The 25,910-nt window shown below is 49.6% G+C and carries 26 protein-coding genes and 1 tRNA gene; 11 read left to right on the top strand and 16 right to left on the bottom strand.

Annotation, left to right across the window (positions count from 1 at the left end; genetic code table 11):
- Positions 1 to 15 precede the first annotated feature (15 nt).
- Positions 16 to 3,162: an efflux RND transporter permease subunit gene (locus LAT77_RS11675; protein ID WP_290564743.1), complete on the top strand. Its 3,147-nt coding sequence runs from the start codon at positions 16 to 18 to the stop codon at positions 3,160 to 3,162.
- A 61-nt stretch (positions 3,163 to 3,223) separates the two neighbouring features.
- Here LAT77_RS11675 and LAT77_RS11670 read toward each other — a convergent pair whose 3' ends face one another.
- From LAT77_RS11670 to rsgA, 3 genes are read right to left on the bottom strand one after another with little or no spacing between them, the layout of a single operon-like run.
- Positions 3,224 to 3,943, bottom strand: coding sequence for a glycerophosphodiester phosphodiesterase (locus tag LAT77_RS11670; protein WP_290564742.1), 720 nt, complete (start codon positions 3,941 to 3,943; stop codon positions 3,224 to 3,226).
- 3 nt (positions 3,944 to 3,946) lie between these two features.
- The gene (gene asd, locus LAT77_RS11665; RefSeq protein WP_290564741.1) at positions 3,947 to 4,822 is read right to left on the bottom strand and encodes an archaetidylserine decarboxylase; all 876 of its coding nucleotides are present in this window, start codon (positions 4,820 to 4,822) and stop codon (positions 3,947 to 3,949) included.
- Positions 4,809 to 5,852 carry a small ribosomal subunit biogenesis GTPase RsgA gene (rsgA, locus tag LAT77_RS11660; protein ID WP_290564740.1) on the bottom strand — a complete coding sequence of 348 codons (1,044 nt, stop codon included), beginning with the start codon at positions 5,850 to 5,852 and terminating at the stop codon, positions 4,809 to 4,811. The genes asd and rsgA overlap by 14 nt, the downstream gene beginning before the upstream one ends.
- 115 nt (positions 5,853 to 5,967) lie before the next feature.
- Between rsgA and orn the strand changes: the two genes are divergently transcribed.
- A complete protein-coding gene (gene orn, locus LAT77_RS11655; RefSeq protein ID WP_290564739.1) occupies positions 5,968 to 6,525 on the top strand; it encodes an oligoribonuclease in 558 nt (185 codons plus the stop codon).
- A gap of 72 nt (positions 6,526 to 6,597) precedes the next feature.
- Positions 6,598 to 6,673 (top strand) — tRNA-Gly (locus LAT77_RS11650).
- 134 nt (positions 6,674 to 6,807) lie between these two features.
- Here LAT77_RS11650 and LAT77_RS11645 read toward each other — a convergent pair.
- On the bottom strand, positions 6,808 to 7,326 hold the full coding sequence (locus LAT77_RS11645; RefSeq protein WP_290564738.1) for a hypothetical protein: 519 nt from the start codon (positions 7,324 to 7,326) through the stop codon (positions 6,808 to 6,810).
- 262 nt (positions 7,327 to 7,588) lie between these two features.
- On the opposite strand from LAT77_RS11645, the gene maoP reads away from it, so the two are divergent.
- Positions 7,589 to 7,957, top strand: coding sequence for a DUF413 domain-containing protein (gene maoP, locus LAT77_RS11640; RefSeq protein ID WP_290564737.1), 369 nt, complete (start codon positions 7,589 to 7,591; stop codon positions 7,955 to 7,957).
- A 39-nt stretch (positions 7,958 to 7,996) separates the two neighbouring features.
- Here maoP and purD read toward each other — a convergent pair whose 3' ends face one another.
- The 11 genes from purD to cutA all read right to left on the bottom strand — a co-directional run bounded on the left by purD (position 7,997) and on the right by cutA (position 19,061).
- On the bottom strand, positions 7,997 to 9,280 hold the full coding sequence (purD, locus tag LAT77_RS11635; RefSeq protein WP_290564736.1) for a phosphoribosylamine--glycine ligase: 1,284 nt from the start codon (positions 9,278 to 9,280) through the stop codon (positions 7,997 to 7,999).
- A 30-nt stretch (positions 9,281 to 9,310) separates the two neighbouring features.
- Positions 9,311 to 10,879, bottom strand: coding sequence for a bifunctional phosphoribosylaminoimidazolecarboxamide formyltransferase/IMP cyclohydrolase (gene purH, locus LAT77_RS11630; RefSeq protein ID WP_290564735.1), 1,569 nt, complete (start codon positions 10,877 to 10,879; stop codon positions 9,311 to 9,313).
- Positions 10,880 to 11,043: 164 nt separating this feature from the next.
- Positions 11,044 to 11,874, bottom strand: a complete 831-nt coding sequence (locus LAT77_RS11625) for a DsbC family protein (RefSeq protein WP_290564734.1) — start codon at positions 11,872 to 11,874, stop codon at positions 11,044 to 11,046.
- 115 nt (positions 11,875 to 11,989) lie between these two features.
- Positions 11,990 to 12,286, bottom strand: coding sequence for a DNA-binding transcriptional regulator Fis (gene fis / locus LAT77_RS11620; protein ID WP_126792445.1), 297 nt, complete (start codon positions 12,284 to 12,286; stop codon positions 11,990 to 11,992).
- Positions 12,287 to 12,296: 10 nt separating this feature from the next.
- The gene (gene dusB, locus LAT77_RS11615) at positions 12,297 to 13,277 is read right to left on the bottom strand and encodes a tRNA dihydrouridine synthase DusB (protein ID WP_290564733.1); all 981 of its coding nucleotides are present in this window, start codon (positions 13,275 to 13,277) and stop codon (positions 12,297 to 12,299) included.
- 165 nt (positions 13,278 to 13,442) lie between these two features.
- Positions 13,443 to 14,327, bottom strand: coding sequence for a 50S ribosomal protein L11 methyltransferase (prmA, locus tag LAT77_RS11610; RefSeq protein WP_290564732.1), 885 nt, complete (start codon positions 14,325 to 14,327; stop codon positions 13,443 to 13,445).
- Between the two features lie 100 nt (positions 14,328 to 14,427).
- A complete protein-coding gene (gene accC / locus LAT77_RS11605; protein WP_290564731.1) occupies positions 14,428 to 15,771 on the bottom strand; it encodes an acetyl-CoA carboxylase biotin carboxylase subunit in 1,344 nt (447 codons plus the stop codon).
- Between the two features lie 13 nt (positions 15,772 to 15,784).
- Positions 15,785 to 16,252, bottom strand: coding sequence for an acetyl-CoA carboxylase biotin carboxyl carrier protein (gene accB, locus LAT77_RS11600; protein ID WP_290564730.1), 468 nt, complete (start codon positions 16,250 to 16,252; stop codon positions 15,785 to 15,787).
- Between the two features lie 40 nt (positions 16,253 to 16,292).
- Complete coding sequence (gene aroQ / locus LAT77_RS11595) at positions 16,293 to 16,745, bottom strand: type II 3-dehydroquinate dehydratase (protein ID WP_290564729.1); 453 nt, start codon at positions 16,743 to 16,745, stop codon at positions 16,293 to 16,295.
- Positions 16,746 to 16,902: 157 nt separating this feature from the next.
- Positions 16,903 to 18,693, bottom strand: a complete 1,791-nt coding sequence (locus LAT77_RS11590) for a protein-disulfide reductase DsbD (RefSeq protein ID WP_290564728.1) — start codon at positions 18,691 to 18,693, stop codon at positions 16,903 to 16,905.
- Between the two features lie 44 nt (positions 18,694 to 18,737).
- A complete protein-coding gene (gene cutA / locus LAT77_RS11585) occupies positions 18,738 to 19,061 on the bottom strand; it encodes a divalent-cation tolerance protein CutA (protein WP_290564727.1) in 324 nt (107 codons plus the stop codon).
- 122 nt (positions 19,062 to 19,183) lie between these two features.
- Between cutA and LAT77_RS11580 the strand changes: the two genes are divergently transcribed.
- The 4 genes from LAT77_RS11580 to LAT77_RS11565 all read left to right on the top strand — a co-directional run bounded on the left by LAT77_RS11580 (position 19,184) and on the right by LAT77_RS11565 (position 22,473).
- Positions 19,184 to 19,690, top strand: a complete 507-nt coding sequence (locus LAT77_RS11580) for an FxsA family protein (protein WP_290564726.1) — start codon at positions 19,184 to 19,186, stop codon at positions 19,688 to 19,690.
- Positions 19,691 to 19,811: 121 nt separating this feature from the next.
- A complete protein-coding gene (locus tag LAT77_RS11575; RefSeq protein WP_290564725.1) occupies positions 19,812 to 20,102 on the top strand; it encodes a co-chaperone GroES in 291 nt (96 codons plus the stop codon).
- Positions 20,103 to 20,157: 55 nt separating this feature from the next.
- Positions 20,158 to 21,789, top strand: a complete 1,632-nt coding sequence (groL, locus tag LAT77_RS11570) for a chaperonin GroEL (RefSeq protein WP_290564724.1) — start codon at positions 20,158 to 20,160, stop codon at positions 21,787 to 21,789.
- Between the two features lie 159 nt (positions 21,790 to 21,948).
- The gene (locus LAT77_RS11565; protein WP_290564723.1) at positions 21,949 to 22,473 is read left to right on the top strand and encodes a DUF3016 domain-containing protein; all 525 of its coding nucleotides are present in this window, start codon (positions 21,949 to 21,951) and stop codon (positions 22,471 to 22,473) included.
- A gap of 57 nt (positions 22,474 to 22,530) precedes the next feature.
- Here LAT77_RS11565 and epmB read toward each other — a convergent pair whose 3' ends face one another.
- Entirely contained in the window at positions 22,531 to 23,520 is a 990-nt protein-coding gene (gene epmB / locus LAT77_RS11560) for an EF-P beta-lysylation protein EpmB (RefSeq protein WP_290564722.1), read from the bottom strand.
- Positions 23,521 to 23,636: 116 nt separating this feature from the next.
- Here epmB and efp point away from each other — a divergent pair, with 116 nt between their 5' ends.
- The 3 genes from efp to LAT77_RS11545 all read left to right on the top strand — a co-directional run bounded on the left by efp (position 23,637) and on the right by LAT77_RS11545 (position 25,745).
- Positions 23,637 to 24,203: an elongation factor P gene (efp, locus tag LAT77_RS11555; RefSeq protein ID WP_290564721.1), complete on the top strand. Its 567-nt coding sequence runs from the start codon at positions 23,637 to 23,639 to the stop codon at positions 24,201 to 24,203.
- A gap of 2 nt (positions 24,204 to 24,205) precedes the next feature.
- Entirely contained in the window at positions 24,206 to 25,183 is a 978-nt protein-coding gene (gene epmA, locus LAT77_RS11550; RefSeq protein WP_290564720.1) for an elongation factor P--(R)-beta-lysine ligase, read from the top strand.
- A gap of 142 nt (positions 25,184 to 25,325) precedes the next feature.
- Complete coding sequence (locus tag LAT77_RS11545) at positions 25,326 to 25,745, top strand: MerC domain-containing protein (RefSeq protein WP_290564719.1); 420 nt, start codon at positions 25,326 to 25,328, stop codon at positions 25,743 to 25,745.
- The last annotated feature ends 165 nt before the right edge of the window (positions 25,746 to 25,910 follow it).

The following is a 25,910-nucleotide window of genomic DNA, read 5'->3' as shown; positions in this document are numbered from 1 at the left end:
GAAGGAGAGTAGGTCATGATTTTATCAGACATGTCGGTAAAACGACCGGTATTTGCCACGGTTATCAACATCATCCTGATTATTTTTGGTGTCGTTGCCTTTAGCTCGTTACCTTTGCGTGAATACCCAAATATTGATCCACCGGTTGTTTCTATTTCGACGTCCTATCCGGGCGCCAATGCAGAAATTATCGAAACCCAAATTACGCAAGTCATCGAAGAGCGCATCAGTGGTATTCAGGGCATTAAAACGATTTCCTCGAATAGCCGTGACGGCCGCTCACAAATCACCATCGAATTTGAAGAAAACCGCGACATCGATGCAGCTGCAAACGATGTTCGTGAACGTGTGCAACGTGTTTTGCGAAGTTTACCGGAGCAGGTGATGCCGCCGGAGGTCACCAAAGCGAACTCCGACGAAGACACCATTGTTTGGTATAACCTGCGCAGCGAAAACATGACCACGTTGGAGCTGACCGACTTTGCTAACCGATACATTGTCGATCGTTTGTCGGTCGTTGATGGTGTTGCGCGAGTTAACATCGGTGGTGAGCGCCGCTATGCAATGAAGCTGTGGCTTGACCGCAATGCAATGGCCGCCCGCGGCATCACAGTGTCGGATATTGAGAGTCGCTTGCGAGCAGAGAACGTCGAGTTACCTGCCGGTAGCATCGAGTCACGTGACCGTGAATTTACCGTACGTGTTGCACGGAGTTACTTGTCCGCAACTGATTTCGCCAATATGTCGATTGCCACGGGCAGTGATGGTTATCTCGTTCGACTCGGTGAAGTCGCGCGCGTGTCACTCGAGGCGGAGAATGATCGTTCTGAGTTCCGTGGTAACGGCATTAACATGGTCGGTTTGGGCATTATTCGCCAATCTGATGCGAACACGCTTGAGGTGGTTGAAAACGTTAAACGTGAAATCGAACGTTTGAGTGCGACACTGCCTGCCAGCATGTTCTTGGTGCCGAGTTATGACTCTTCGGTGTTTATTGCCGACTCAATTCAAGAAGTCTACAACACACTATTCATTGCCATGGCGATGGTGGTCATCGTTATTTATCTATTCCTTGGCAATTTGCGGGTGACGCTGATTCCGGCGATCACCGTTCCAGTCGCCTTGATGTCTTCGTACATCGTGCTTTATGCCATGGGCTTCTCGATCAACCTCTTAACCCTCTTGGCTCTCGTATTGTCGATTGGTCTTGTGGTGGATGACTCGATTGTTGTCCTTGAGAATATTTATCGTCGCGTCGAAGCCGGCGACCCGCCTTTACTTGCCGCGTATCGTGGTGCGCGCGAAGTTGGCTTTGCCGTCGTCGCAACGACCTTAGTGTTGATCGCTGTATTTGTTCCATTGGTCTTCCTCGAGGGTAATATTGGTATGCTCTTTACCGAGTTTGCCATAGCATTGGCGGCGGCCGTGGCGTTCTCGAGTATAACAGCCCTGACGCTGTCACCCATGTTGTGTTCGAAGTTGCTGAAGAAAAAAGAGCGCAGCAAAGGTTTCGGTGCTGCTCTTGATCGCGGTTTTGCACGGATTGAAGAAGGTTACGAGCGCACAGTACGTAAAACCATTAGTTTTCCGCTCATGGCATTTGTTCTGGTTGGTCTGTCTGGTGCCGCCGCTTACCTCTTGCTCGATAACATCGGACAAGAATTCGTGCCACCGGAAGACCGCGGAAACTTCTTCGTCATGGTCCGCAGCGCAGAAGGTGCTAGTTACGAGTCGAACGCGCGCAACATGGCTAAAGTGGAAGAAATTTTGCTGCCGTATATCGATGAGGGCAAAGTCGACCGCTTGATTATTCGTACGCCAGGCTGGGGTAACAGCGCGGGTATTGCCATTGTTGGTACTGTGCCATTCAGTGAGCGCGATTGGAGTTCTTTTGAGCTTCTCAATGAGGTTCGTGCGAAATTAGAAACAATTCCAGACGTTGTCGCCTTTGCGAACATGCGAAGTGGTATTCGTGGTGGCGGCAGCTCGCGTCCGGTCGAATTCGTTTTGCAGGGCAACACCTTCGAAGATTTAGCGCGTTACCGCGATATCATTTTCGAAGAAGCAGCGAATAACCCGGGGCTTGTTCAGCTTGATAGCGACTACGACGAAACCGTTCCGCAGTTGTTGATTCAAATTAATCAAGAGCGCGCTGCTGACTTAGGCGTGTCGGTCGGGGATATCGGTCGGACATTGGAAAGTATGTTGGGTACTCGTCGCGTGACGACCTATCAAGATCGTGGTGAAGAATACAATGTCATCTTAGAGGGTGAGCGCGAAGATTACCGGACACCGCAGTCGATCGATAATATCTATGTGCGCTCACAACGAACGGGCCAATTGGTGCCGATGTCGAACTTAGTCAGTGTCACTGAAGGCGCCACTGCACGTCAGCTCAACCGTTATAACCGGATGCGGGCGATTACAATTACTGCCAACTTAGCCGACGGTTATTCTCTCGGAGAAGCATTGGGCTACCTTGAAGGTCTGGTTGAACAACACCTTCCTGACGATGTCATGATTGATTACAAAGGCCAGTCAATGCTCTATCAGGAGGGTGGGAGCACGATTATCTTCATCTTTGCTCTGGCACTCGCGATCACTTTCTTAGTGCTCGCTGCGCAATTTGAGAGTTTCGTCCATCCATTTGTGATTATATTGACCGTCCCGCTCGCTGTATTCGGGGCCTTATTTGGTCTTTGGGCGACGGGAATGACGATCAATATATACTCGCAGATAGGGATCATCATGTTGATCGGCTTGGCGGCGAAAAACGGTATTTTGATTGTTGAATTCGCCAACCAGCTGCGTGATGCGGGTATGCGTTTTGAAGACGCTTTGGCACGTGCATCGCGCATGCGTTTACGTCCAATCGTCATGACTGCGTTCACCACGCTAATGAGTGCATTGCCGTTAGTTTTGGCTTCCGGCCCTGGTGCTGAAAGTCGAGCGGTAATCGGTGTGGTAATTTTCTGCGGTGTTGCCTTCTCAGCCTTTATGACCATTTTCCTCGTGCCTGCGTTGTACATGGGCCTAGCGAAGAACACGGGTTCGCCGAAGCAGTTGGCGAAAAAACTTGAAGCGCTCGAAGCCGAGTATCCAGATCGCCGCGGTGAGGATATTGCCGCTGAAGAGGCGATGCAGGAAGCAAACAAAGCTTAACTGCTACAGAAATGAAAGAGCTCCCGTTTTTATGGGAGCTTTTTTTTAACGATACGCTTTTCTAACTGTAAAAGGGTGACGCGCTCGTGTGTCCATAAAGGACATTGCGGGCATGCTGTGGATGGTTCGAAAAGATACCGTCGACGCCCATCTTCTGTAACTCAAGAATATCTTCTGGCTCGTCGACCGTGTAGACATAGACGACCAGTCCGCGTTGATGGGCGTCTTTGACAAAAGCCTCAGTAATGAAGTCAACGTCAATGTGTACTGAATAGGCGTTTAAGTCTGCAGCGAAATGAGCATAGTCAAGTAAGCAGCCTGCATTGAGGGCGCCGTAGCGAATCTCTGGGCGATGTCGTTGCAGAGTTTTTAACCAGTGATGATTAAATGACGACACCAGCAATTGCTCAGGTTGAAAGCCAAACTCAGCTTGTGCGCGCTGCAATGCACGGCTTAATAGCTCGGGTGAGATTTCACCTTTCAGTTCAACATTCAGCACACATTTCCCGGCGATAAATTCGAGCGTTTGTAACAAGGTAGGAATGGGTTGCTGGTTGAACACTCGCAAGCGTTCAATTTGCTCTGCGGTTAAATCTTGGAAGCGTCCCGGCTGAGCAGCGAGGCGGCGCAAATAACGGTCGTGAAAGACGTAGATTTCGTCACCCACTTGCATAATATCTATCTCGATCCCGTCGGCATGGGCATCGAGAGCGCGCTGAAAGGCCGCTAAGGTGTTTTCAGGCGCTTCGAAGCTTGCACCACGGTGGGCGAAGATAAACATGCCTCAGTCCTTGCTAGCCACGTTTCCGAGTACCTGCCCCATCCGAGTCACGACGCCGGGAGCGAGTTCGTCCGCGAAATTCATGGTGTCTTTCGGGAAGACTAAAACCACGGTTGAGCCAAGTTTGAAACGGCCCATCTCTTCGCCTTTGTGTAAACGAATCGAATTTAAGCCTTCAGTTGGGTAGTCCCAAGTATGAATGCGCGGTCCTGTCGGTGGTGTGATGGTTCCAGCCCACACGGTTTCGATACTAGCAACAATCGTGGCACCAACGAGCACCATAGCAAATGGCCCGATCTCGCTATCGAATACTGCGACAACGCGTTCATTGCGCGCGAACAAATTCGGCACATTTTCGGCAGTGAGTGGGTTAACGGAAAATAAATCACCGGGTACATAAATCATTTTGCGCAAGGTGCCAGCCAGCGGCATGTGGATGCGGTGGTAATCTCGCGGTGCCAAATAAATCGTCGCAAATTCACCGTCATTGAATGGTTCAGCAACGGCTGCGTCGCCTCCAAGCAGCGCTTGCATAGAATAGTCATGATTCTTGGCTTGAATAATACTGTCACCACGAATCGGACCGAGCTGACTGACAGTCCCGTCAACGGGATGAGCAAGCTCACCGTCTTGGGCCACGAGTGGCCGCGCGTCAGCTTTCAGTGGCCGGGTGAAGAATTCATTAAAGGTCGGATAAGCACGCGGATCTTCTTCAATTGCCTCGCTCATATCGACGTTGTATTTACTCACAAACCATTGGGTGAACATGCGGGTTAGCCAGCCGGCACGGGCACTGGCAAACTTACCCATGGCGCGCGACAGAAAATGTTTTGGTGCAATGTACTGCAGAGTGATTTTTACACGATCAAAATTGGCCACCGCGGGCTCCTTCACTTTGGTCTAACGATTGAATAATACGATGATAATTTTCTAAACGACCGGCGTCTAGCTTGCCGTCAGCGACGGCTCTTTGCAGTGCACAACCGGGGTCGTCGGCATGTGTGCAATCACGAAACTTACACGTGCCTAAAAATGGCTCAAAGTCGCGAAAACACGCGGTAACGCGGTCCGCTGCGATGTGCCACAAACCAAACTCTCGAATACCCGGTGAGTCAATTAATGCGCCGCCGTTTTCGAGCGGATACCAGCGCGCCACTGTAGTGGTGTGTTGACCAAGACCAGAGTTATCGGAAATGGCGCCAATAGCTAAGTCAACTTCGGGTAAGGCTGCTTTTACAAGTGAGGACTTACCAACCCCAGACTGACCGACAAACACTGATATGTGGCCTTGCATGGTGTCACGAAGCAATTGAATGCCTTCGCCGGTTACGGCACTGACGTGCAAAACGGTGTAGCCGATTTGCTCGTACACGCTGAGCCGCGCGAGAATATGCGCGCGCTCTTCCGGACTGATTAAGTCGGTTTTGTTCATGACAATGACAGCGTCAATTCCGGCATCTTCACACGCGACCAAATAGCGATCGATAATTTGGTCAGAAAACGCAGGCTGCGGACTGGAAATGATAAACACGCGTTCAACGTTCGCCGCGATAGGTTTGATGCCATCATACATATCCGGACGGGTAAGCACTGACTCCCGATCTTCGACCGCTTCGACAACGCCTTGCATACCTTGTTCGGTTTCATCTGCGCGGCGCCATGCCACCCGATCACCGGTCACTAACGAGGAAATGGTACGACGAATATTGCAGCGGAGAATGTCACCTTCAGCGGTTAGGATATCGGCATGTTGGCCAAAGCGACTGACTACGCGCCCATGCTCAAGGCTACCGAGTTGACTATCAATAAACTCAGCTTCCTGTTGGATCTGCCGCTTAGCCAACCGCTTCTCTTGATTGGCTCTAACCCGCCGCATTTGGCCTTTTGTTAGTTTAGCTCGCTTTGCCACGAATTCTCCCGTGCGATTGAGGGGCGCCATAGGCTGCGCCCAAGTTAACTGCATGATACCAAAACTCGCTGAGATCAGTTACTCTCTTTGTCATTGTAGACAGAGGAGTGTATTGATGAGCGAAAATGCTGGCCGCCTAATTTGGATTGACCTCGAGATGACCGGGTTAAGTCCAGAGCAAGATGTGATTATTGAGATTGCGACGATTGTGACTGATGATCAATTAAATATTATTGCCGAAGGCCCGGTGTTAGCGGTCCATCAAAGCGATCAACGGCTGGCGGCTATGGATGACTGGAACACCAAGACACATACCGAGTCAGGCTTAGTAAAGCGCGTGCAAGCAAGTCAGTACCGTGAAGCTGAAGCGGAAGCAGCAACCATTGAGTTCCTGAAGCAATATGTCGAGCCGAACACGTCGCCCATGTGTGGTAACAGTATTTGCCAAGACCGTCGTTTCCTTGCGCGCTACATGCCAAACCTTGAAGCTTTCTTCCATTATCGTAATTTGGACGTGAGCACTGTGAAAGAGTTAGCAAAACGCTGGAAACCTGAGATTTTGCCTGGATTTACCAAGCACGGTAAACATGAAGCATTGGCTGATATTCAAGAATCGATCGCTGAATTACAGTACTATCGTGAACATTTTTTCAGCGAACAAACAAAATCTTGAAAAAAGGGGGTTGCATTACCCCCTAAATTCAGTAAAATGCGCTCCGCAGTCAACAGACAGCGATACAAAAATGCGGGAATAGCTCAGTTGGTAGAGCACAACCTTGCCAAGGTTGGGGTCGCGAGTTCGAGTCTCGTTTCCCGCTCCAAATTCGATAATAAAGCCACCTTCGGGTGGCTTTATTGCTATGTAGGTGATGGAAACGAGACTACGTCTCGATTGCGAGCGCCATCCATGGCCCTCGCCCTACGGGCTCCCTGCGGTCGCGCTCACGCGCATCCATCAGTTCCCCAACCAGCGCGTTCGGGTGACAAAACCGATACCGAATGCGTTTGGTCCTGAGTCGTAGTTGAGGTGGACACCAAATTTTTCGCCGATGAATGCGATGCCGATATTACCGTTGAGACGATGACGCGACTGTGTGTCGTAATTAAAGAACGTTTGCCGCTGATAGGAATAGCCGGGACCACCAAATAGATAGACATTGTCAGTCACTTGGTACGTTAGTCCAGCACTCACGACAGTCACTGAATGCCGATTGACGTCAGATGATTTAAATAATTCAGCTTCTGGAATCCCCACGTTCAAGTAATAACCGGTTTCCCGCGTAAATGCGCGTGGCTGAGCCACCCAGAGCGGCAAATAAGCGCCGCGCTGGCTCGACTCTTCACTAAAGCTCGGCGCACTGGCAAAGCCTAATGTGATTAATAGTTCATCTTGTTGAGCTGTAGCAGTGTGCGTACTTAAAAGTAGTCCGAGTGAGAGAAGTAGAGTCGCTGGGCTATTAAATCGAGAGGTCATGTTGATGATGTCCTTGTAATGTGTCAGTCCTGTTGGAAGCAGAATAAAATAATCGGCAGTCAACTTCGAGGCTGCCTGACACTTGTTGACAAAATCAGTCTAAGGACACCGGCTCACGATCAGCCTGCAGCGCACGTCAGTTGTTAAATTTTAATGAAAATAACCGAAAAAGATTGACAAAGTTTTTTTTCACCTCTATATCGTCACCTGAGCACGGCAGTTAGCTGCCTAATAGGAAAGTTGTCTGAATGGTGGAAATGATATGGCGACTGTAACCCGTGATACCCTACTTCGGAAGCCCTTTAATGACTTCCGTAATTATCCTTATGGTTTTTCGCGCTCTGGCGACTTTTCAATTCGCGAGAGTGATGCACTGCTACATTATGGCTGCTTAGTTACTGCGATGTTGAATGGCGAGTTTGTGCCAGAAACTGCAGAAGATAAGGCGCTATTAGCCGTGGCAAAGGGCGAACAAACAGCAGAGACAGCGGTTGAGAAAGCGTGGGCGAAATATCAAGCACGCATTAATCGACCGAAAGTTGGCAGTATGTATGGACGTTCGAAAGTTGTCGATGACGACAGCGACTTTGACTCCAGCACTGCCGATGATGACTTAGTCGTCGAAGATTAAAACAATGGCTCCCGAGGGAGCCATTGTTGTTTCTGGGGACTATTTTTGTTCGCGACTGATGGCGCGGTGCGCGATATCGGTGCGGAAATAAACGTCTTGCCAGTGAATGGCTGAGACCAATTCGTAGGCGCTTTGCTGGGCCTGTGTCACGCTGTCGCCCAGTGCAGTGCAACAGAGCACACGACCACCGGCGGTGACAATGTGATCATTGGCCATGGCAGTACCGGCGTGAAATGTTTTGCTGGTTGTGGTTGCCGCCGGAATACCCGTAATCACATCGCCTTTCTTGTAGCTGTCTGGATAACCGCCTGCGGCCATCACAACACCGACTGCAGCGCGCGGGTCGAACTCGATGGGGGTTGCGCCTAAGCGGCCTGCTAGTGCGTCTAAGCACAGTTCAACTAAGTCTGACTGCAAGCGCAACATGATCGGCTGTGTTTCTGGGTCGCCAAACCGGCAGTTGTACTCGAGTACTTTCGCAGTGCCGTCAGGGGCGATCATTAATCCCGCATACAGGAAGCCGACATAGGTATTGCCTTCGGCTTTCATCCCTTCAACGGTCGGCTTCATGACATGCTCCATCACCCAAGCATCGACTTCTGGGGTGACCACTGGCGCCGGTGAATAGGCACCCATACCGCCTGTGTTCGGGCCTTTATCGCCATTGTCGCGTGCTTTATGATCTTGGCTCGAAGCGAATGGTAAAATGGTGTCACCGTCGACCATGGCAATAAAGCTTGCTTCTTCGCCAACTAAGAACTCTTCAATCACCACACGACTGCCAGCGTCACCGAACTTATTGCCAGCGAGCATATCGTCAATGGCTGCATCGGCTTGCTCGAGTGTTTCCGCAATAATTACGCCTTTACCGGCCGCAAGGCCATCGGCTTTAATGACGATCGGCAATTGCTGAGCGCGCACATACGTTTTCGCAGGAGCGATTTCAGTAAAGTTTTCGTAGGCTGCTGTGGGGATATTGTGACGTGCGAGAAAGTCTTTACAGAACGCTTTCGAGCCTTCTAGTTGAGCTGCTTGTTGGGTCGGCCCAAAAATCGCTAAACCATGGCTTTGGAATAAATTGACCACACCTTTCACTAGCGGTGCTTCGGGACCGACGATGGTTAAGTCAATGTGCTCTTTCTGTGCGAACGCCAATAAACCGTCGATGTCTTCGGCGCTAATAGCGACATTGGTCATGCCAGACTCGACCGCGGTTCCGGCATTGCCCGGGGCTACGTAAACGTGCTCAACCCGTAAAGACTGTGCGGCTTTCCACGCCAACGCATGTTCGCGACCACCGCCACCGATAATTAATACTTTCATTCTGATGCTCCTAAATTCGTGTCAGGGCAGTTAGTGACGGAAATGGCGCATGCCAGTGAACACCATGGCAATACCTTGTTCATTAGCTGCCGCAATAACTTCGTCGTCACGCATGGAACCGCCCGGCTGAATAATCGCTTTCACGCCCGCTTCGGCGGCGGCATCGATACCATCACGGAACGGGAAGAAGGCGTCTGACGCCATCACTGAGCCAGCAATCGTGAGGCCTTCGTCTTGGGCCTTCAAAATAGCGACTTTGGCGCTATAAACACGACTCATTTGCCCGGCGCCGACACCGACGGTCATCCCGTCTTTGGCGTAAACAATGGCGTTTGACTTCACATACTGCGCCACTTTCCACGCAAACATCAAGTCTTCCAACTGTTTTGCATCGGGCTTGATGTCAGTGACAATTTTCAGTTCGGACTCGCTGACCACACCGTGATCAATGTCTTGTACCAGTAAGCCACCTTGTACGCGTTTGAAGTCAAACTGCGCGCGACGCTCAGCGAACTCGTCGGTGACTAACAGGCGCACGTTCTTCTTCGCGGCAACAATCGACTGTGCTTTCTTGCTGCAACCAGGGGCAATGATCACTTCAACGAACTGTTGGTTAATAATCGCATGCGCCGTCGCTTCGTCAAGTGGACGGTTAAACGCAATAATACCGCCAAATGCTGAAGTTGGGTCGGTTTTAAAGGCACGCGTGTAGGCTTCTTGAATGGTTGCACCGACGGCAACGCCACATGGATTGGCATGTTTGACAATTACACAAGCGGGCGCCTCGAAGGTCTTCACACACTCAAGTGCGGCGTCGGTGTCGGCGATATTGTTAAAGGACAGTTCTTTGCCTTGCAGTTGCTGTGAACTTGAAACTGATGCTTCGCTGTGGCTTGGGTCAACATAAAACGCTGCTTGTTGATGGCTATTTTCACCGTAGCGCAGGTCTTGTTTTTTGTGCAGCTGGAAATTAAGCGTGCGCGGGAAGCGCTCTGGTTGCTCAGGGTTTAAGCGCTGACCGAAGTAATTCGCAATCATGCCATCATACGCGGCGGTATGCTCGAAGGCAGCAATGGCGAGGTCGAAACGGGTTGCATCGGTCACTCCATCAAACTCTGCAAGCTCACCAAGGACGCGATCATAGTCATGAGCGTTGACAATAATGGTGACGTCACGGTGATTCTTGGCCGCAGCGCGCACCATGGTCGGGCCGCCAATGTCGATATTTTCGATTGCATCTTCGAGGCTGCATCCTGGCTTCTTTACTGTCTCCGCAAAAGGGTACAGGTTCACCGCAACCAAATCGATAGGGGCGATATTTTGCTTTTCCATAACTGCTTGGTCAACGTCACGACGTCCAAGGATACCGCCATGAATTTTGGGGTGTAAGGTTTTCACGCGTCCGCCCATGATTTCCGGCTGGCCAGTATGGCTGGCGACTTCAATCACTGGGATACCGGCTTCTTCTAGTAGCTTGGCGGTGCCACCAGTAGAGAGGATTTCAACAGAGCGCTGATGCAACGCGGTGGCAAATTCAACAATGCCGGTTTTATCAGAAACACTTAACAACGCACGACGAATAGGGCGGATCTGGCTCATGGTCAGTTCTCGTAATTAGCTTGTATGGAAGAGTAAAGCCTGTTTCATATTTTGCGAGTTGGTTAAAACATGAACAGTGCTTGTGCGGGTGCATATTATACGTAAAACGGCTCAATAAGGCGAACTTCTGAGCCGTTTTATTGCGTGAATTGACAATCTAAGTGTTACTGAGCGCTGCGCAGGCGCGCGATAATCCGCTCAGCCGGATTATATCCGGGAAGAATACCGCCTTGAGACAGAACAATAAACGGTGTACCACTAATGCCAATTTCTTGTCCTAAATCGAAACCATTGGCTACATGCTCACGACAAGTGTCGGTTACCGTCACGGTATTAAAATCATCGACATTTGTACCTGTCTTAAATGCATGCATGGCAGCGGCTTTGTCGTCAGCGCACATGATTCGAGTTAACTGGTCATAGTCGCGGCCACCACTCATTAAACCTGAACGTGGATAGGGTACATAGATGACTTCAACCCCAGCTTGCGCATAGGCGTCCGCCTCATCGTGAAAACGCTGGCAGTATGGGCATGTGGGATCGGTAAATACCCAAACCGTACCTAATTGCTCGACTTCGTTCGCGGCGGGTAGCGTGACGACTTGTTCAGCGTTAAGTTGCGGCAATCTCGCCAGAGCAATACGTTCCATGTTCTGTTCGCGACGCTCAGCGGACAGGTTTGTGACCGTACTCAATGCAAATAAATCACCAACGACTGCATACTGACCACTCGCATCGACCACCATAGTTTGGCCGCCGAGTATTATTTCATACAAACCAACCATGCCGTATTCCGATAATTCTTTGACGACACTGATGGGTGCATTGGCTAATTGTGGATTACTGCTACGAATCGCGCTAATCAATTCAGCTTCGGACACCGCGGCGGGTGTGGCGTTAATATTCGTGTCGGAGGAGGTGGTACTGTCATTACAGCCAGTCAAAGCGAGCGTAGCAGCGACGAGAGCGCCCGAAAAAAGCAGTTTAAACTTCATAACGCGTCCATTGTTGTGCGAATTCATTGTGGAGAAATACTCTATCTGAACTGCCCGGTCTTGGCAAAAGTATTCACGCCAAAAAAAAGCGCCACCGAAGTAGCGCTCTTGCAAATTAATTCATGCCGTATTTTTTCAGTTTCTTGCGTAAAGTACCGCGGTTGATACCTAACATGGTTGCCGCACGGGTTTGGTTACCACGAGTGAAGGTCATCACTTCTTCCAATAACGGTGCTTCAACTTCAGACAATACAAGCTCGTATAAATCGTCTGGGTCCTGACCATCAAGTTGCTTCAGGAAGTTGTTCAGCGCCTGCTTTACCGAATTGCGCAGAGGCTTCGGGTTAGAGTTTTGGCCAATGGTAGTCAAAGGCGTGGATACTGCATCACGATTTCCGTTTTGGTCAAACATAATAGCGCTCTTATCTCTCGTCTAAGTTAACAAAATAGGTTTCTAGGGCATCTAACTGCTGTTGAGGGTCTTCAATTGCGTTAAAGTCGCGCTTGAATTGCTCACTGCTGTCAATGTGCTGCAGGTTTCCCTGCAAGTACCAACCGATGTGCTTGCGTGCAATCCGAGGACCACGGGCACCATAAAACTTATGCAGCGCATGCAAGTGCCTGCGCATGACATGGGCGATTTCAGCTCCCGTTGGCGGAGCATGTTCTTTCCCAGTTTGGAGAAAGTGGACAATCTCACGAAATATCCAAGGATTCCCCTGTGCACCGCGGCCGACCATCACGGCATCTGCGCCGGTATAGTGCAAAACCTCGTGTGCTTTTTGCGGCGTTGTCACGTCACCATTGGCAATCACAGGGATTGAAATTGCCTGTTTAATCGCGCGAATCGTGTCGTACTCCGCGGAGCCTTTATACATGCAAGCTCGAGTGCGGCCATGAACCGCTAAAGCTTGAATGCCAGCTTGTTCTGCGATTTTCGCAATCTCAACGCCGTTGCGATGTTCCGGGGCCCATCCGGTTCGAATCTTGAGTGTTACGGGAACATCAACTGCTGCCACCACACTCCGCAGAATTCGCTGAACTAGCTCGGGCTCTTGCAACAATGCTGAACCAGCTAGCTTTTTGTTTACCTTCTTTGCTGGACAACCCATGTTGATATCGATGATTTGCGCACCTTCAGCAACATTGTGCTGAGCTGCTAAAGCCATCAATTCTGGATCAGACCCAGCAATTTGTACCGAACGAATTCCCGGCTCATCGCCATGCACCATTCGCGCTCTAGACTTGTCAGTTTGCCAAACTAGCGGATTACTCGAGAGCATCTCGGATACCGCTAGACCAGCACCTAACTCCACACATAAGCGACGGAATGGCAAGTCAGTGACACCTGCCATGGGTGCAAGAATTACGTTGTTTTCTAATTGATAAGGACCTATCCGCATCGGTTATTTTCTGTTCAGCGAAAGGGGAGAGAATTTTAGGGAATTTGCTCGCGAAAGGAAAGGCGATAAAGTGACCAAAATCACAGAAAATTGCAATTTTTGCTCTTGACTTTATCGCGCCTGGCGCGCTACCCCTGGTGAAATGTTAAGCAGGTGTTAGCAGACTCATGCACCGCCGCGTTGACCATGAAGAAAAGTCCACTCTTCCTGATAACGTGCTTCAGCGAAGCTAATCGTTGGACGATACGCGTCTTGCACCGCCTCTGCTTGCCGGCGGAGGATACCCGACATACCGAGTAAACCATGCGGCTTTAAGTATTGCAGCATAATTGGGGCTAAGTCTTGTAACGGGCCGGCTAATATATTGGCAATAACGACGTCAGCTTCAATCGCTGGGGTTTGTTCTGGTAAATACACCTCGAATCGATCAGCTACACCATTTAATTCTGCGTTTTCACGTGTCGACAGCAGCGCTTGCTGGTCGATATCGGTGCCAATGCATTTTGCCGCGCCGAGCTTTAATGCAGCGATACCGAGCACGCCTGAACCACAGCCAAAGTCGACCACGGTTTTACCTTGCAAATCTTGCTCAGCCAACCAGCGTAAACACATCGCCGTCGTCGGGTGCGTGCCAGTACCGAACGCCATACCCGGGTCCAACAAGATATTGGCAGCGTCAGCGACCGGCGGTGTATGCCATGACGGCACAACCCAAAGGCCATTGCCGAAGTCGATAGGTTTGAAATTATCCATCCACTCGCGTTCCCAGTCTTTGTCTTCAAGTTGGTCGGTTTTATATTGCAGCGGCTTTTGCAGAAAACTGACTTTCTTTAAATTGGTTAAAACCGGCGTCATGTTGGTTTCGGCAGGAAAAAGGCCAGTGACTAAGGTTTGTTCCCAGAGTGGAACCTCGCCCGGTGCCGGCTCAAAGATCGGCGCATCTTTCGCATCTCGATAGGTTACTGCCTGCGCACCGTTCGCCATCAGAATGTCGCCAAGCTGGCGACCATAGTCTTGTTTTGTGGTGAGCGTTAGTTGTAACCAAGCCATGCGTGAATCCCCGCCTTTACTTATATCGGTGCAGAAATAAAGAAGCTCAGGGTGAACCTGAGCTTCTATTCAGAATGAGCTTAAGTTTACCACAAGGGAATTAGCTCATGCCTAGCTTTTTCTCAAGATAATGGATGTTGGTTCCACCATGTTGGAAGTTCTCATCCGCCATAATATCTTTTTGTAGCGGCACGTTGGTCTTGATGCCTTCAATGATCAGTTCGCTCAATGCATTACGCATCCGCGCAATAGCAACATCACGATTCTCACCATAGGTGATTAATTTGCCGATCATCGAGTCGTAATTGGGTGGTACACGATACTCGGTGTAAACGTGTGAGTCCCAACGAACACCCATTCCGCCGGGCGGATGGAAGCGGGAAATAGTCCCGGGTGACGGCATGAAGGTCTTCGGATCTTCAGCATTGATACGACACTCAATCGCGTGACCACGAATTATAATGTCTTCTTGGCTAATCGATAATGGCCGACCAGCGGCAATACGCAACTGCTCTTTGACCAGGTCGATACCGGTAACCATTTCGGTAACTGGGTGTTCAACCTGAATACGGGTGTTCATTTCGATGAAATAGAACTCGCCGTTCTCGTACAAAAACTCAAATGTACCAGCGCCTCGATAACCAATTTCAACACAGGCACGGGCACAGCGCTCGCCGATATTCTTGCGCATTTCGGCGGTAATTCCTGGTGCTGGCGCTTCTTCTACTACTTTCTGGTGGCGGCGCTGCATTGAACAGTCACGTTCACCAAGATGAATGGCATTACCTTGTCCGTCTGCCAAGACTTGGATTTCGATATGACGTGGGTTTTCAAGGAATTTTTCCATGTACACCACAGGATTACCAAATGCAGCACGCGCTTCGCTTTGGGTCGCGGAAATCGACTTCATTAAATCTTTTTCTTCGCGAACCACACGCATTCCGCGGCCACCGCCACCACCGGCAGCTTTGATGATTACCGGGTAGCCGATGCGCCGCGCAATCTTCTTGTTCTTTTCTTCGTCGTCATCCAATGGTCCACCTGAACCCGGCACACAAGGAACACCCGTTTTTTTCATCGCTTCAATAGCCGAGACCTTGTCACCCATGATGCGAATGACGTCAGGCGTTGGGCCCACGAAAATAAACCCAGAGTTTTCTACTTGCTCAGCAAAGTCGGCATTTTCAGCCAAGAACCCATAGCCGGGATGAATAGCTGCCGCATCGGTAACTTCGGCAGCACTGATAATGCGTGGAATATTTAGATAACTTTCAGTTGCTGACGCCGGACCAATACAAATTGACTCGTCCGCGAGCAACACGTGCTTTAAGTTTTTATCCACCGTCGAGTGAACGGCTACGGTTTTAATGCCGAGCTCTTTACAGGCTCGTAAAATCCGAAGCGCAATTTCACCGCGGTTGGCGATGACTACTTTATCAAGCATAGTTGTTGCCTTTTTATTCGATGATGAACAGCGGTTGGTCAAACTCAACAGGTGCTTCGTTATCCACCAAGATTTGCTTCACAACACCGGCAACGTCAGCTTCGATGTGGTTCATCATTTTCATTGCTTCGACGATACATAACGTGTCGCCAACATTGACCCGCTGGCCGACAGTAACAAACGCTTTTGACCCTGGCGCTGGTGACTCGTAGAAAGTACCGACCATCGGTGAACGCACAATATGACCGCTCACTTCTTCAGCCGCTGCTGGGGCTGGTGCGGCTGGCGCTGCAGCAGGTGCAGGCGCTGATGCTTGTGCTGGCGCGGCCATTGGCATTTGCATATGTGTCATTTGTGGATAAACAGGCGCAGAAGAGTGACGACTGATACGAACTGACTCTTCGCCTTCCGTGATTTCTAATTCAGAAATACCTGACTCTTCGAGTAGTTCGATTAGTTTCTTAATTTTACGAATATCCATTGTTTCAATAACCTTTTGCTGTGAGCGTAAATGAGTCGTTTTAATTGTTTTGTTTTAAATAGTTCACGGCAGCTGCCAAAGCGAACTCATACCCTTGCGCACCGCATCCGCAAATGACAGCGTGCGCAAGGTCAGAAAAATAGGAATGACGACGAAATGCTTCGCGACTATGCACATTGGACAGGTGCACTTCAATAAAGGGAATGGCTACCGCCGAGAAAGCATCGCGCAAGGCAATACTGGTATGGGTATAAGCGGCTGGATTAATGATGATAAAGTCGATGGCGTTGCGGGCATCTTGTACTGCTTCAATCAGTTCATGCTCGCGATTGCTTTGCATAAACGACAGGGTGACACCCAACTGCTCTGCCTGCAGTTGCAGTTGACGCTCGATATCACTCAGGGTTAACGCGCCATAAATTTCAGGCTCGCGAGTACCGAGCAAATTGAGGTTTGGTCCATTGATGACCAAGATTTGATTCTTTTTCGCCATTAAGCTGCCATTGTGTCGCTATTTGCTACGAAGTTTAGTTTATCGTGCCCATAATAAAAATGACCCGACACTTTTCGAAAAGTTCGGGTCATTATACGACTAATTTTTCAATTCGCAGCAAAATACTGGTCTAATCAGCGACGTTCGCAGCAAACTTCTATCGTTCCATGATGCGCTCGAGATGAGCTTGAAACCGTTCCGCGTTCATAAAGCCGGTCACACGATATTCGCTAAGTTCGTTACCGTCGCGGTCAAAGAATAAAATAGTCGGTAACCCGAGCACCTGATAGGCGCTGAGTAGTTCCGTATTGGTGTTATTCACAGCGGTCACGTCGGCTTGCAACACAGTAAAGTTTTCGAGTGTTGTCTGTACCTCTGCGTTGGCAAAGGTGTAGCGCTCAAGTTCCAAACAGGCGGTGCACCAGTCGGCATAGAGATCGAGCATGACCCATTCGCCACGCGCGGCCGCTTCGTCGACTTTGACTTCGAGTTCACTCAAGGACGTCACGTAGGTGAACTCCAGTTTATTCGCATGGAAGGTACCGTCGACATAGGGCTTTTGCCAAAGTGTTCCAGCGGCTGCATAGGTAATCAGCAATACAGCGGCCACGATTCGCCCGCGCAATTTAAGTTGCTGCTGAAGTTCACGATAAACCAGCACAGCACTGACTACGAAAAAGCTGATCCACAGCCAGCCGGCAACGGTAACGGAGAGCAGACGTTCGACTAAGAACAGGGCAACGGCGATCATCAGCACGCCGAAGAGCATTTTCACGGTGTTCATCCACTGACCACTCTTCGGTAGCAGCTTACCGCCGGAAACACCAATCAACAACAAGGGTACACCCATACCTAAACTAAGCAGGTAAAGAGCGATACCACCGAGAGCAATGTCTCCCGACTGAGCGATAAATAGGAGCGCGGCCGAAAGCGGCGCGGTTGTGCATGGTGAGGCGATCAATCCTGACAATGCGCCCATCGCGAACACACTAGGGTAAGCACCGCCTTTTTGGTTTTGAGAAATTTGATTAAGGCGGTTCTTCCAGCTCGCAGGCAGATCAAAATTGAAAACACCAAACATAGCCAGAGCGAAAACGACAAATAGCGCAGCGAGTGTTCCGAGCAAAATCGGGTGTTGCAAATAGGCTTGATACTGCATGCCAGCAAGTGCAACGACAATGCCGAGCACAGTGTAGGTAATCGCCATGCCTTGCACGTAGACAAATGACAACGCAAAGCCGCGGCGCGCGGTCAGTTTCGATTGACCACCTTGTTGTTGGCCAATGATGATGCCAGACAAAATAGGGTACATCGGAAAAACACAGGGTGTGAATGCAAGGCCAATGCCTAGCACAAAGAAGATGCCGGCAATCCACCACAGATTATCCGATGCCAACACGGCTGCAAGTCCGGTTGGCTCGCCAGCGGTCGAGAAATCTTGCAGTTGATAACCACCGGACGCAAGCTCGCCCGAGGTTGCTTGCAGATAAACTTCAGTGGTCGTAGGGGCATAACAGAGTCCCGCATCCGCGCAACCTTGATAGCGGACCGTGAGGACATCACCAGTCTCGACTTCAGCTAAATGAACGGTAAGCGCAACATAATGGCGAAAAATGTTCACGTCCCCGAAAAACTCGTCGTTGTAAGGCTTACCTTCAGGTACTTCAAATTCACTGACGAAATGTTCAGGCGTTAAACCAAAGCGATGTTCGTAGAGGTAATAGCCTTCAGCAATCTCGAAGTATAAATGCAGAATATCGCCGTCTTGTTCATAGGAAAACGGGAAGGCTTGCTGAACGGGCAAGAACTCACTGCTATTGTTCCCGAAAAACGACTGTTGTGCCTGTGCCGTGGGATGCGCTGACAGCATGAAAACGGCGGCAAAAAGCAATAAGAAACGAGAAAAAGTGACAGACCATAAGGTTCGAATATCTTGCAGGTTTAACATAGTACGGCTTCTACTTATCAGTTGATTCAGGTCGCTAAAGGTCGTTAACCTCGCGTGTTTGTCGTTATCCATGCCAAGTAATCTGGTGCCCCCATGGCAATCGGCACAGCAATCACCTCGGGTGTATCGTACGGATGCAAGGCGAGCAGTGATTGCTCCAGCTTAGGGTAACATGCTTGGGTCGTTTTGATTAGGAGTAGGCATTCTTGGTCTTCCTCGATTTTGTCCTGCCAACTGTATACAGACAAAATAGACGGCAGAATGTTCACACATGCGGCATAGTGTTGTTCTACCACTTCTGCAGCAATACGTTTGCCGGTATTGATATCTGGAACCGTGCAATAGACCACGACAGCATCAGTGCTCATGAAATACCCCTAATTATGTCAATTACGTTTTTTGTCAGAAAACGATTACTTTTTGTCCGTGCAGCCTTGAATTTGCTAACACTATGCCCCATCTCAGCAGAGTAACCAAGATAGGAAAGCTTATGTTCCCACTTTTACTACTTTTATTTATCGGCATGCCCATTATTGAGATTTTAGTACTCATTCAAGTGGGACAGGTCATAGGCGGTATCAACACCGTATTACTATTAATTGTCACTGCGGTCATCGGTGCGTCTTTGGTCCGAAGCCAAGGTCTCCAGTCTTGGCAACGTGCTCAGCAAAAAATGGCAATGGGTGAGTTACCCAGTATTGAGCTTGCGAGCGGAATCTTACTTTTTGTTGCCGGACTCATGTTTGTTACGCCCGGATTTGTAACCGATTTATTTGCATTGGTGATCGTGTTGCCGCCCGTGCGCGTTAGCCTTGCGAAGAAAATGATGCAACGAATGCAAGTTCAAATGGTGCATGGTCAAGCTTTCGGTTTTCACCAACGCCAGCGCCCGTCTCAGCAAGACCGTCAGCGCGGAGACGGTGACGTTTTTGAAGGCGAGTATGTCGATCCGGAGCGGGACCGCTTGCGCCGTGATGATGACGACGCAAAAAAATAAAAATTTTTTCGCTGGGGGCTTGGAAATCCATAGCTAGCCCCCATTGTTAGTGCACAAACATCTTTAACACCGGCCATTGGGCCTTTCGTTAATCGTAAACATAGATATGGGAGTATCTCGAATGAAACTTCGTCCATTACATGATCGTGTGATTGTTAAGCGTGCTGAAGCCGAAAGCAAATCACCGGGCGGTATTGTTTTAACCGGCTCTGCAGCAGAAAAATCAACGCGCGGAGAAGTGGTAGCCGTCGGTAACGGTCGCATTCTCGACAGTGGTGATGTCCAGCCATTGGACGTAAAAGTTGGCGATGTCGTTTTGTTCAATGATGGCTACGGCGTCAAAGCTGAAAAAATTGACGGCGAAGAGTACTTAATCATGAGCGAATCGGACATTTTAGCGATCGTCGAGTAATGATTAAGTCAGACGTGAAATAGCACATCATCAATTTCAGAAAAGGAAAAGAATCATGGCAGCTAAAGAAGTAAAGTTTGGTAACAGTGCCCGCCAGAAAATGTTGAAAGGCGTAAACGTACTCGCTGACGCAGTGAAAGTCACGCTAGGTCCGAAAGGCCGTAACGTTGTTTTGGAAAAGTCATTTGGCTCTCCAGTCATCACGAAAGACGGTGTCAGTGTTGCCAAGGAAATCGAGCTTGAAGACAAGTTCGAGAACATGGGCGCACAGATGGTGAAAGAAGTTGCGTCAAAAGCCAACGATGAAGCGGGTGACGGTACGACGACTGCGACCGTACTTGCGCAGTCAATTGTCACCGAAGGTTTGAAAGCGGTTGCTGCGGGTATGAACCCGATGGACCTGAAGCGCGGTATCGATAAAGCAGTGATTGCTGCGGTTGCCGAATTGAAGAAGATTTCTCAGCCATGTGCGGACAACAAAGCGATTGCTCAAGTCGGTACGATTTCTGCGAACGCCGACAGCACGATTGGTGAAATCATTGCGAAAGCGATGGACAAAGTCGGTAAAGAAGGCGTCATCACCGTTGAAGAAGGTCAAGGCCTTGAAGATGAATTGGAAGTGGTTGAAGGTATGCAATTCGACCGCGGTTACCTATCGCCTTACTTCATTAACAACCAAGAGTCTGGTTCAGTTGAGCTCGACAACCCGCTAATTTTGTTGGTTGACAAGAAAGTGAGCAACATCCGTGAACTGTTGCCAGTTCTCGAAGGTACTGCGAAAGCAGGTAAGCCACTTTTATTAGTTGCTGAAGATGTTGAAGGTGAAGCGTTAGCGACGTTGGTTGTCAACAACATGCGCGGTATCGTCAAAGTTGCCGCAGTCAAAGCACCTGGTTTCGGCGACCGTCGTAAAGCCATGTTGCAAGACATCGCTGTGTTAACCGGTGGTACTGTGATTTCTGAAGAAATCGGTATGGAACTGGAAAAAGCGACTCTTGAGCACTTAGGTAGCGCGAAGCGTGTGGTCATCAACAAAGACAACACCACAATTGTTGACGGTGCTGGCGATCAGAAAGCGATTGAAGGTCGGGTTACGCAAATCCGTCAGCAAATCGAAGAAACGTCTTCAGACTATGACCGTGAAAAACTGCAAGAACGTCTGGCTAAACTCGCTGGCGGTGTTGCTGTGATTAAAGTTGGCGCGGCAACTGAAGTTGAAATGAAAGAGAAGAAAGACCGCGTTGAAGATGCGCTACACGCAACTCGCGCTGCGGTTGAAGAAGGTGTGGTACCAGGTGGTGGTGTTGCCTTGGTTCGCGCTGCGAGCAAGTTGCAAGACCTGCGTGGTGACAACGAAGAACAGAACGTTGGTATTAAGCTTGCATTGCGTGCAATGGAATCACCATTGCGTCAAATCGCCATGAACGCTGGCGCTGAAGGCTCGGTTGTTGCTAACAACGTCAAAAACGGTGAAGGTAACTTCGGTTACAACGCGGGTAATGACACTTACGGCGACATGCTAGAGATGGGTATTTTGGATCCAACCAAAGTGACACGCTCAGCGTTGCAGTTCGCAGCATCAATCGCTGGTTTAATGATTACCACCGAAGCCATGATCGCTGAATTGCCAAAAGATGACGCACCAGCAATGCCTGGTGGCGACATGGGCATGGGCGGCATGATGTAATTGATTTAAAATTCAATTACTTAATTTCCAAGAGAAACCGCGCTTCGGCGCGGTTTTTTTTGCAGTATTCTTACATTTCTTGACAAAATCGACCTTGTTGTTTACCCCCCAATCCCCTATAACTAAGACAGGCACTTAACATTGATATAAGGAGGGCCTATGTCGAAGGTAATCGCTTTTGCCATGGCAGCAGGTCTCATGCTGCCCATAACTGGCTTATCCGCTGCAAACGCTGCGGACGTAAAAGTAACTTGGGAAGAACCAAGTAAATATGTGGACGTGCAAGCGGCTGATGGCAGCCAAAAACGTTTTCAAGAGAATGTCTTTGCGCGCTTTGAAGAAATATTCGCGGAGCTCGCGAGTGAGTTGCCGAGCGATCAGACGCTGCATATTACGGTCACTAATGTGGACTTAGCGGGTGCGATTGAGTACCACAATATTAACGGCATCCCACGTGAAATGCGTGTGGTTCGCGGTCATGACTTCCCAATGATGCAGCTCTCCTATCAATTGGTTGGTAGTGACGGTGAAGTCATTCAAGAAGGTGAATCGCGCATGCGCGGACGTGAATTACCTGGACAAAGTCGTTTGTCGACCCCGTCAAGTAGTCGCGGCGGTAACCTCTTAGAGTACGAGAAGCCTATGGTCGCTGAGTGGTTTAAGAACGAGTTTAAGCAGGACTAATCTAGTTTCACAGTAACCCCTTCAGCCTGACCCTCGTGGTCAGGCTTTTTTTGTGGGTCAAAGTGGCGTTTTATTGGGTTCGCCAGGGATCTCACGAACCAGCGTGGGGACTAAAAAACCGGGCAGTTGCTTACGCAACTCCGCACTCAAGCGCATAGCCTTCGCGTCATCTACAGCGAAATGTGCCGCACCGGCAACCGTATCCAGTTGGTGTAAATAATAGGGCTGAATGCCTGCTTGAAACAGCGCTTCGCTCAACGCCGAAAGTGCTTCGACGGAATCATTGATGTCTTTTAGCAACACGCTTTGATTCAATAGCCAAACCCCCTGTTGACGAAACTTCGCAAGCTGGTGCTTTAATTCGGGAGATATCTCACGGGCATGATTCGCATGCAGTACCAAAACGCTTTGTAAGCGACTCGACGTTAACACCTCCAGTAATGACTGTGTCAAGCGCGACGGAATGACAATTGGCAGGCGGGTATGAATCCGCAGACGTTTGATATTGGCAAACTGCTCAATGCGCTGTATTGCCTCAAATAGGTGTTGTTCTTTAGCCATAAGTGGATCGCCGCCACTTAATATGACCTCGTTAATTTGCGGGTGATCGTTCAAATAGCGCTCAATTTTGTCCCAATCTTCTCGCTTTAATTGATGATCTGCATAAGGAAAGTGACGTCGGAAGCAATAACGACAGTTCACTGCGCAGCCGCCGCGAAAGATAATTAGAACACGACTCGTATACTTGTGTAGCAATCCGGGAGCGGGAGAATGTTCCGCTTCAGCAAGCGGATCGACCTGATAGCCGGGCACCTCGAGGAACTCATCTGTTAATGGCATGACTTGCAGGAGTAATGGATCCCGAGGATTACCTTTTTCCATGAGTTCAGCAAAAGGACGCGGAACACGCATCGAAAATAACTTTCGCGCTTGCCCATGCTGAGCTGCCCACTCTGGAGAAAGTTCAAGAAACTCAGCCAGTTGTGCGGGATTAGTATAGGACTGCGCGAGCTCTAGCTGCCATGGTTCACGAATTTCTAACGGCACAGATAAAACAACCTTCTGCTTTTCATTACGGATTTGCTATCATTTTACCTGAAAGTTATCCGGCTTTGGTTTATTATTACGCCGGTTTAATTAGTGCTTTAGGGTATGAGGGGCGTATGGCCAATTATAGTACGAATGAATTTAAAGCTGGTTTGAAGATTATGCAGGACGGCGAGCCGTGCGCAATTCTTGAGAACGAAATGGTAAAGCCTGGTAAAGGCCAAGCGTTCAACCGTGTGCGCATTCGCAAGTTATTGTCAGGCAAAGTGGTCGAGAAGACGTTTAAGTCAGGTGATAGTGTTGAAGGTGCTGATGTTGTCGATGTCGAGTTAGCTTACCTCTACAGCGATGGTGAGTTCTGGCACTTCATGAACAACGAAACGTTCGAGCAGCTCGCTGCTGATGACGCAGCGGTTGGCGACAATAAAAAATGGTTGGTCGAGCAAGACGTGTGTACCTTAACCTTATGGAACGGTAAGCCGATTAACGTTGCCCCACCTAACTTTGTTGAATTGGAAATCACTGAAACCGATCCTGGCCTGAAAGGCGATACTGCTGGTACCGGTGGTAAGCCAGCAACATTATCAACAGGCGCAGTCGTCCGTGTACCATTGTTCGTACAAATTGGTGAAGTGATTAAAGTGGATACTCGTAGCGGCGAATACGTTTCACGCGTGAAGTAAACATGACTGAACTTGACTGGCGGCCTGCAGCAACGTTGCAAGCTATCAAAGAACGCGCGGATTTGCAGGCGAGCATCCGCGCTTTTTTTCGGCGTCGAGGTGTGCTCGAAGTCGAAACGCCGATATTGGCGCGGGCCGGTGTAACCGACTTACATGTGCACAATCTAAGCACGCGCTTGTCCGGACCGGGTATGCCAGAGCCGACGACGCTCTTCCTGCAAACCTCACCTGAATATGCCATGAAACGCCTCTTGGCAGCGGGAAGCGGTCCTATTTTTCAACTGTGTAAAGTGTTTCGCGACGATGAGATTAGCCGTCGGCATAATCCTGAATTCACGATGTTGGAATGGTACCGCCCTGGTTATGACGACTATCAGTTGATGCAGGAGCTGGATGAGCTGATGCAAGAACTGCTCAGTACAGAGCCTGCAGAGCAAATCACATATCAGCACGCGTTTCTCGACATCGTTGGCATAGACCCGTTTGCAAGCAATGCGCAGGGCAAGTTGCTCGATTATTTAAGCGCCAACGGTTACGACGGTGTGGTCACCGCGGCGGACTCCCTTGATACCGTGTTGCAATTGGTGATGAGCGTTATTATCGAACCACGCATTGGCCAAGAACGCCCCTGTTATGTTACCCACTTCCCAGCATCGCAAGCAGCTTTAGCGAAGCTGGATCCGGCAGACACGCGAATGTCGCGTCGTTTCGAGCTATTTTTTCGTGGTCTTGAACTCGCCAACGGATTCTGGGAATTGACTGATGCTGCCTTACAAGCCGAACGCTTTCACGCTGACAATCAGCAACGGTTGGCGAACGGTCTGCAGCCACAGCCAATTGATGAGCAATTACTCGCGGCACTTGCCGCTGGCATGCCCGAATGCGCTGGTGTTGCGGTCGGAGTGGATCGCTTATTGATGCTCAAGCTTGGTGCAGCTTCGATTGCGGAAACACTCTGCTTTCCAATAGACCGCTGCTAGCACCCAGGTGTGTCAGATTGTCTCGCCTTGGAGCAGGCGCTCAAAAAATAGCCGCCTGCACTTGGCGCTGAAGATGAAATGTTATACTATTACACCCCTTGCTCACCTCGCGGAGCATTCTTAAGTTTGACGGAGTCGAAGTATGCACCATAAACCCCTAGATAAAGCCGGAATCATTGTTGCCGTTTTATGCGCGCTGCATTGTTTGCTGGTGCCCGTCGTGTTACCGACGTTGGCACTCATGGGCTTGTCATTTTTGGGTTTCGAGTTGTTTGAACGAATTATTCTATCGATCTCGCTGCTGATAGGGGGAATTGCGATTGTTCTCGGTATTCGCCACCATCAAAGCCCGTGGCCACTCGTATTGCTGACCTTGGGCGGTGTGTTGTATTTCAATAAGGATTTTTTCGGTCATGGCTGGGAGCCACTATTGATCGTCTTTGGTGCGGCATTCCTAGTGATCGCGCATACTCTGAATTTGCATCTATGCCGTGCTAAAAATCGTAAACCATGTGAGCAAGTGGAAGAAGCAATTACAGCGGCAGAGCACCCGACGACTTAAAAGCAGGTTGCAAACATTAAAATAAAGGCGCCGAATTGGGTAATGCCGATCAGTTAAGAAATTTTCGCGATCGGTTGACCGATCCTTAGAAGGGTTCAAAATCCGTAATTAGGTTCTCTAATTGCGGATTTTTTTATGCGTTTTGAAAGTGAATTGGCAGTAGCG

The organism is Aliidiomarina sp. (genome assembly GCF_022565475.1).
Taxonomy (GTDB): domain Bacteria; phylum Pseudomonadota; class Gammaproteobacteria; order Enterobacterales; family Alteromonadaceae; genus Aliidiomarina.
Note: the sequence above shows the minus strand (reverse complement) of the source record. Positions and strands in the feature narration are given on the sequence as shown.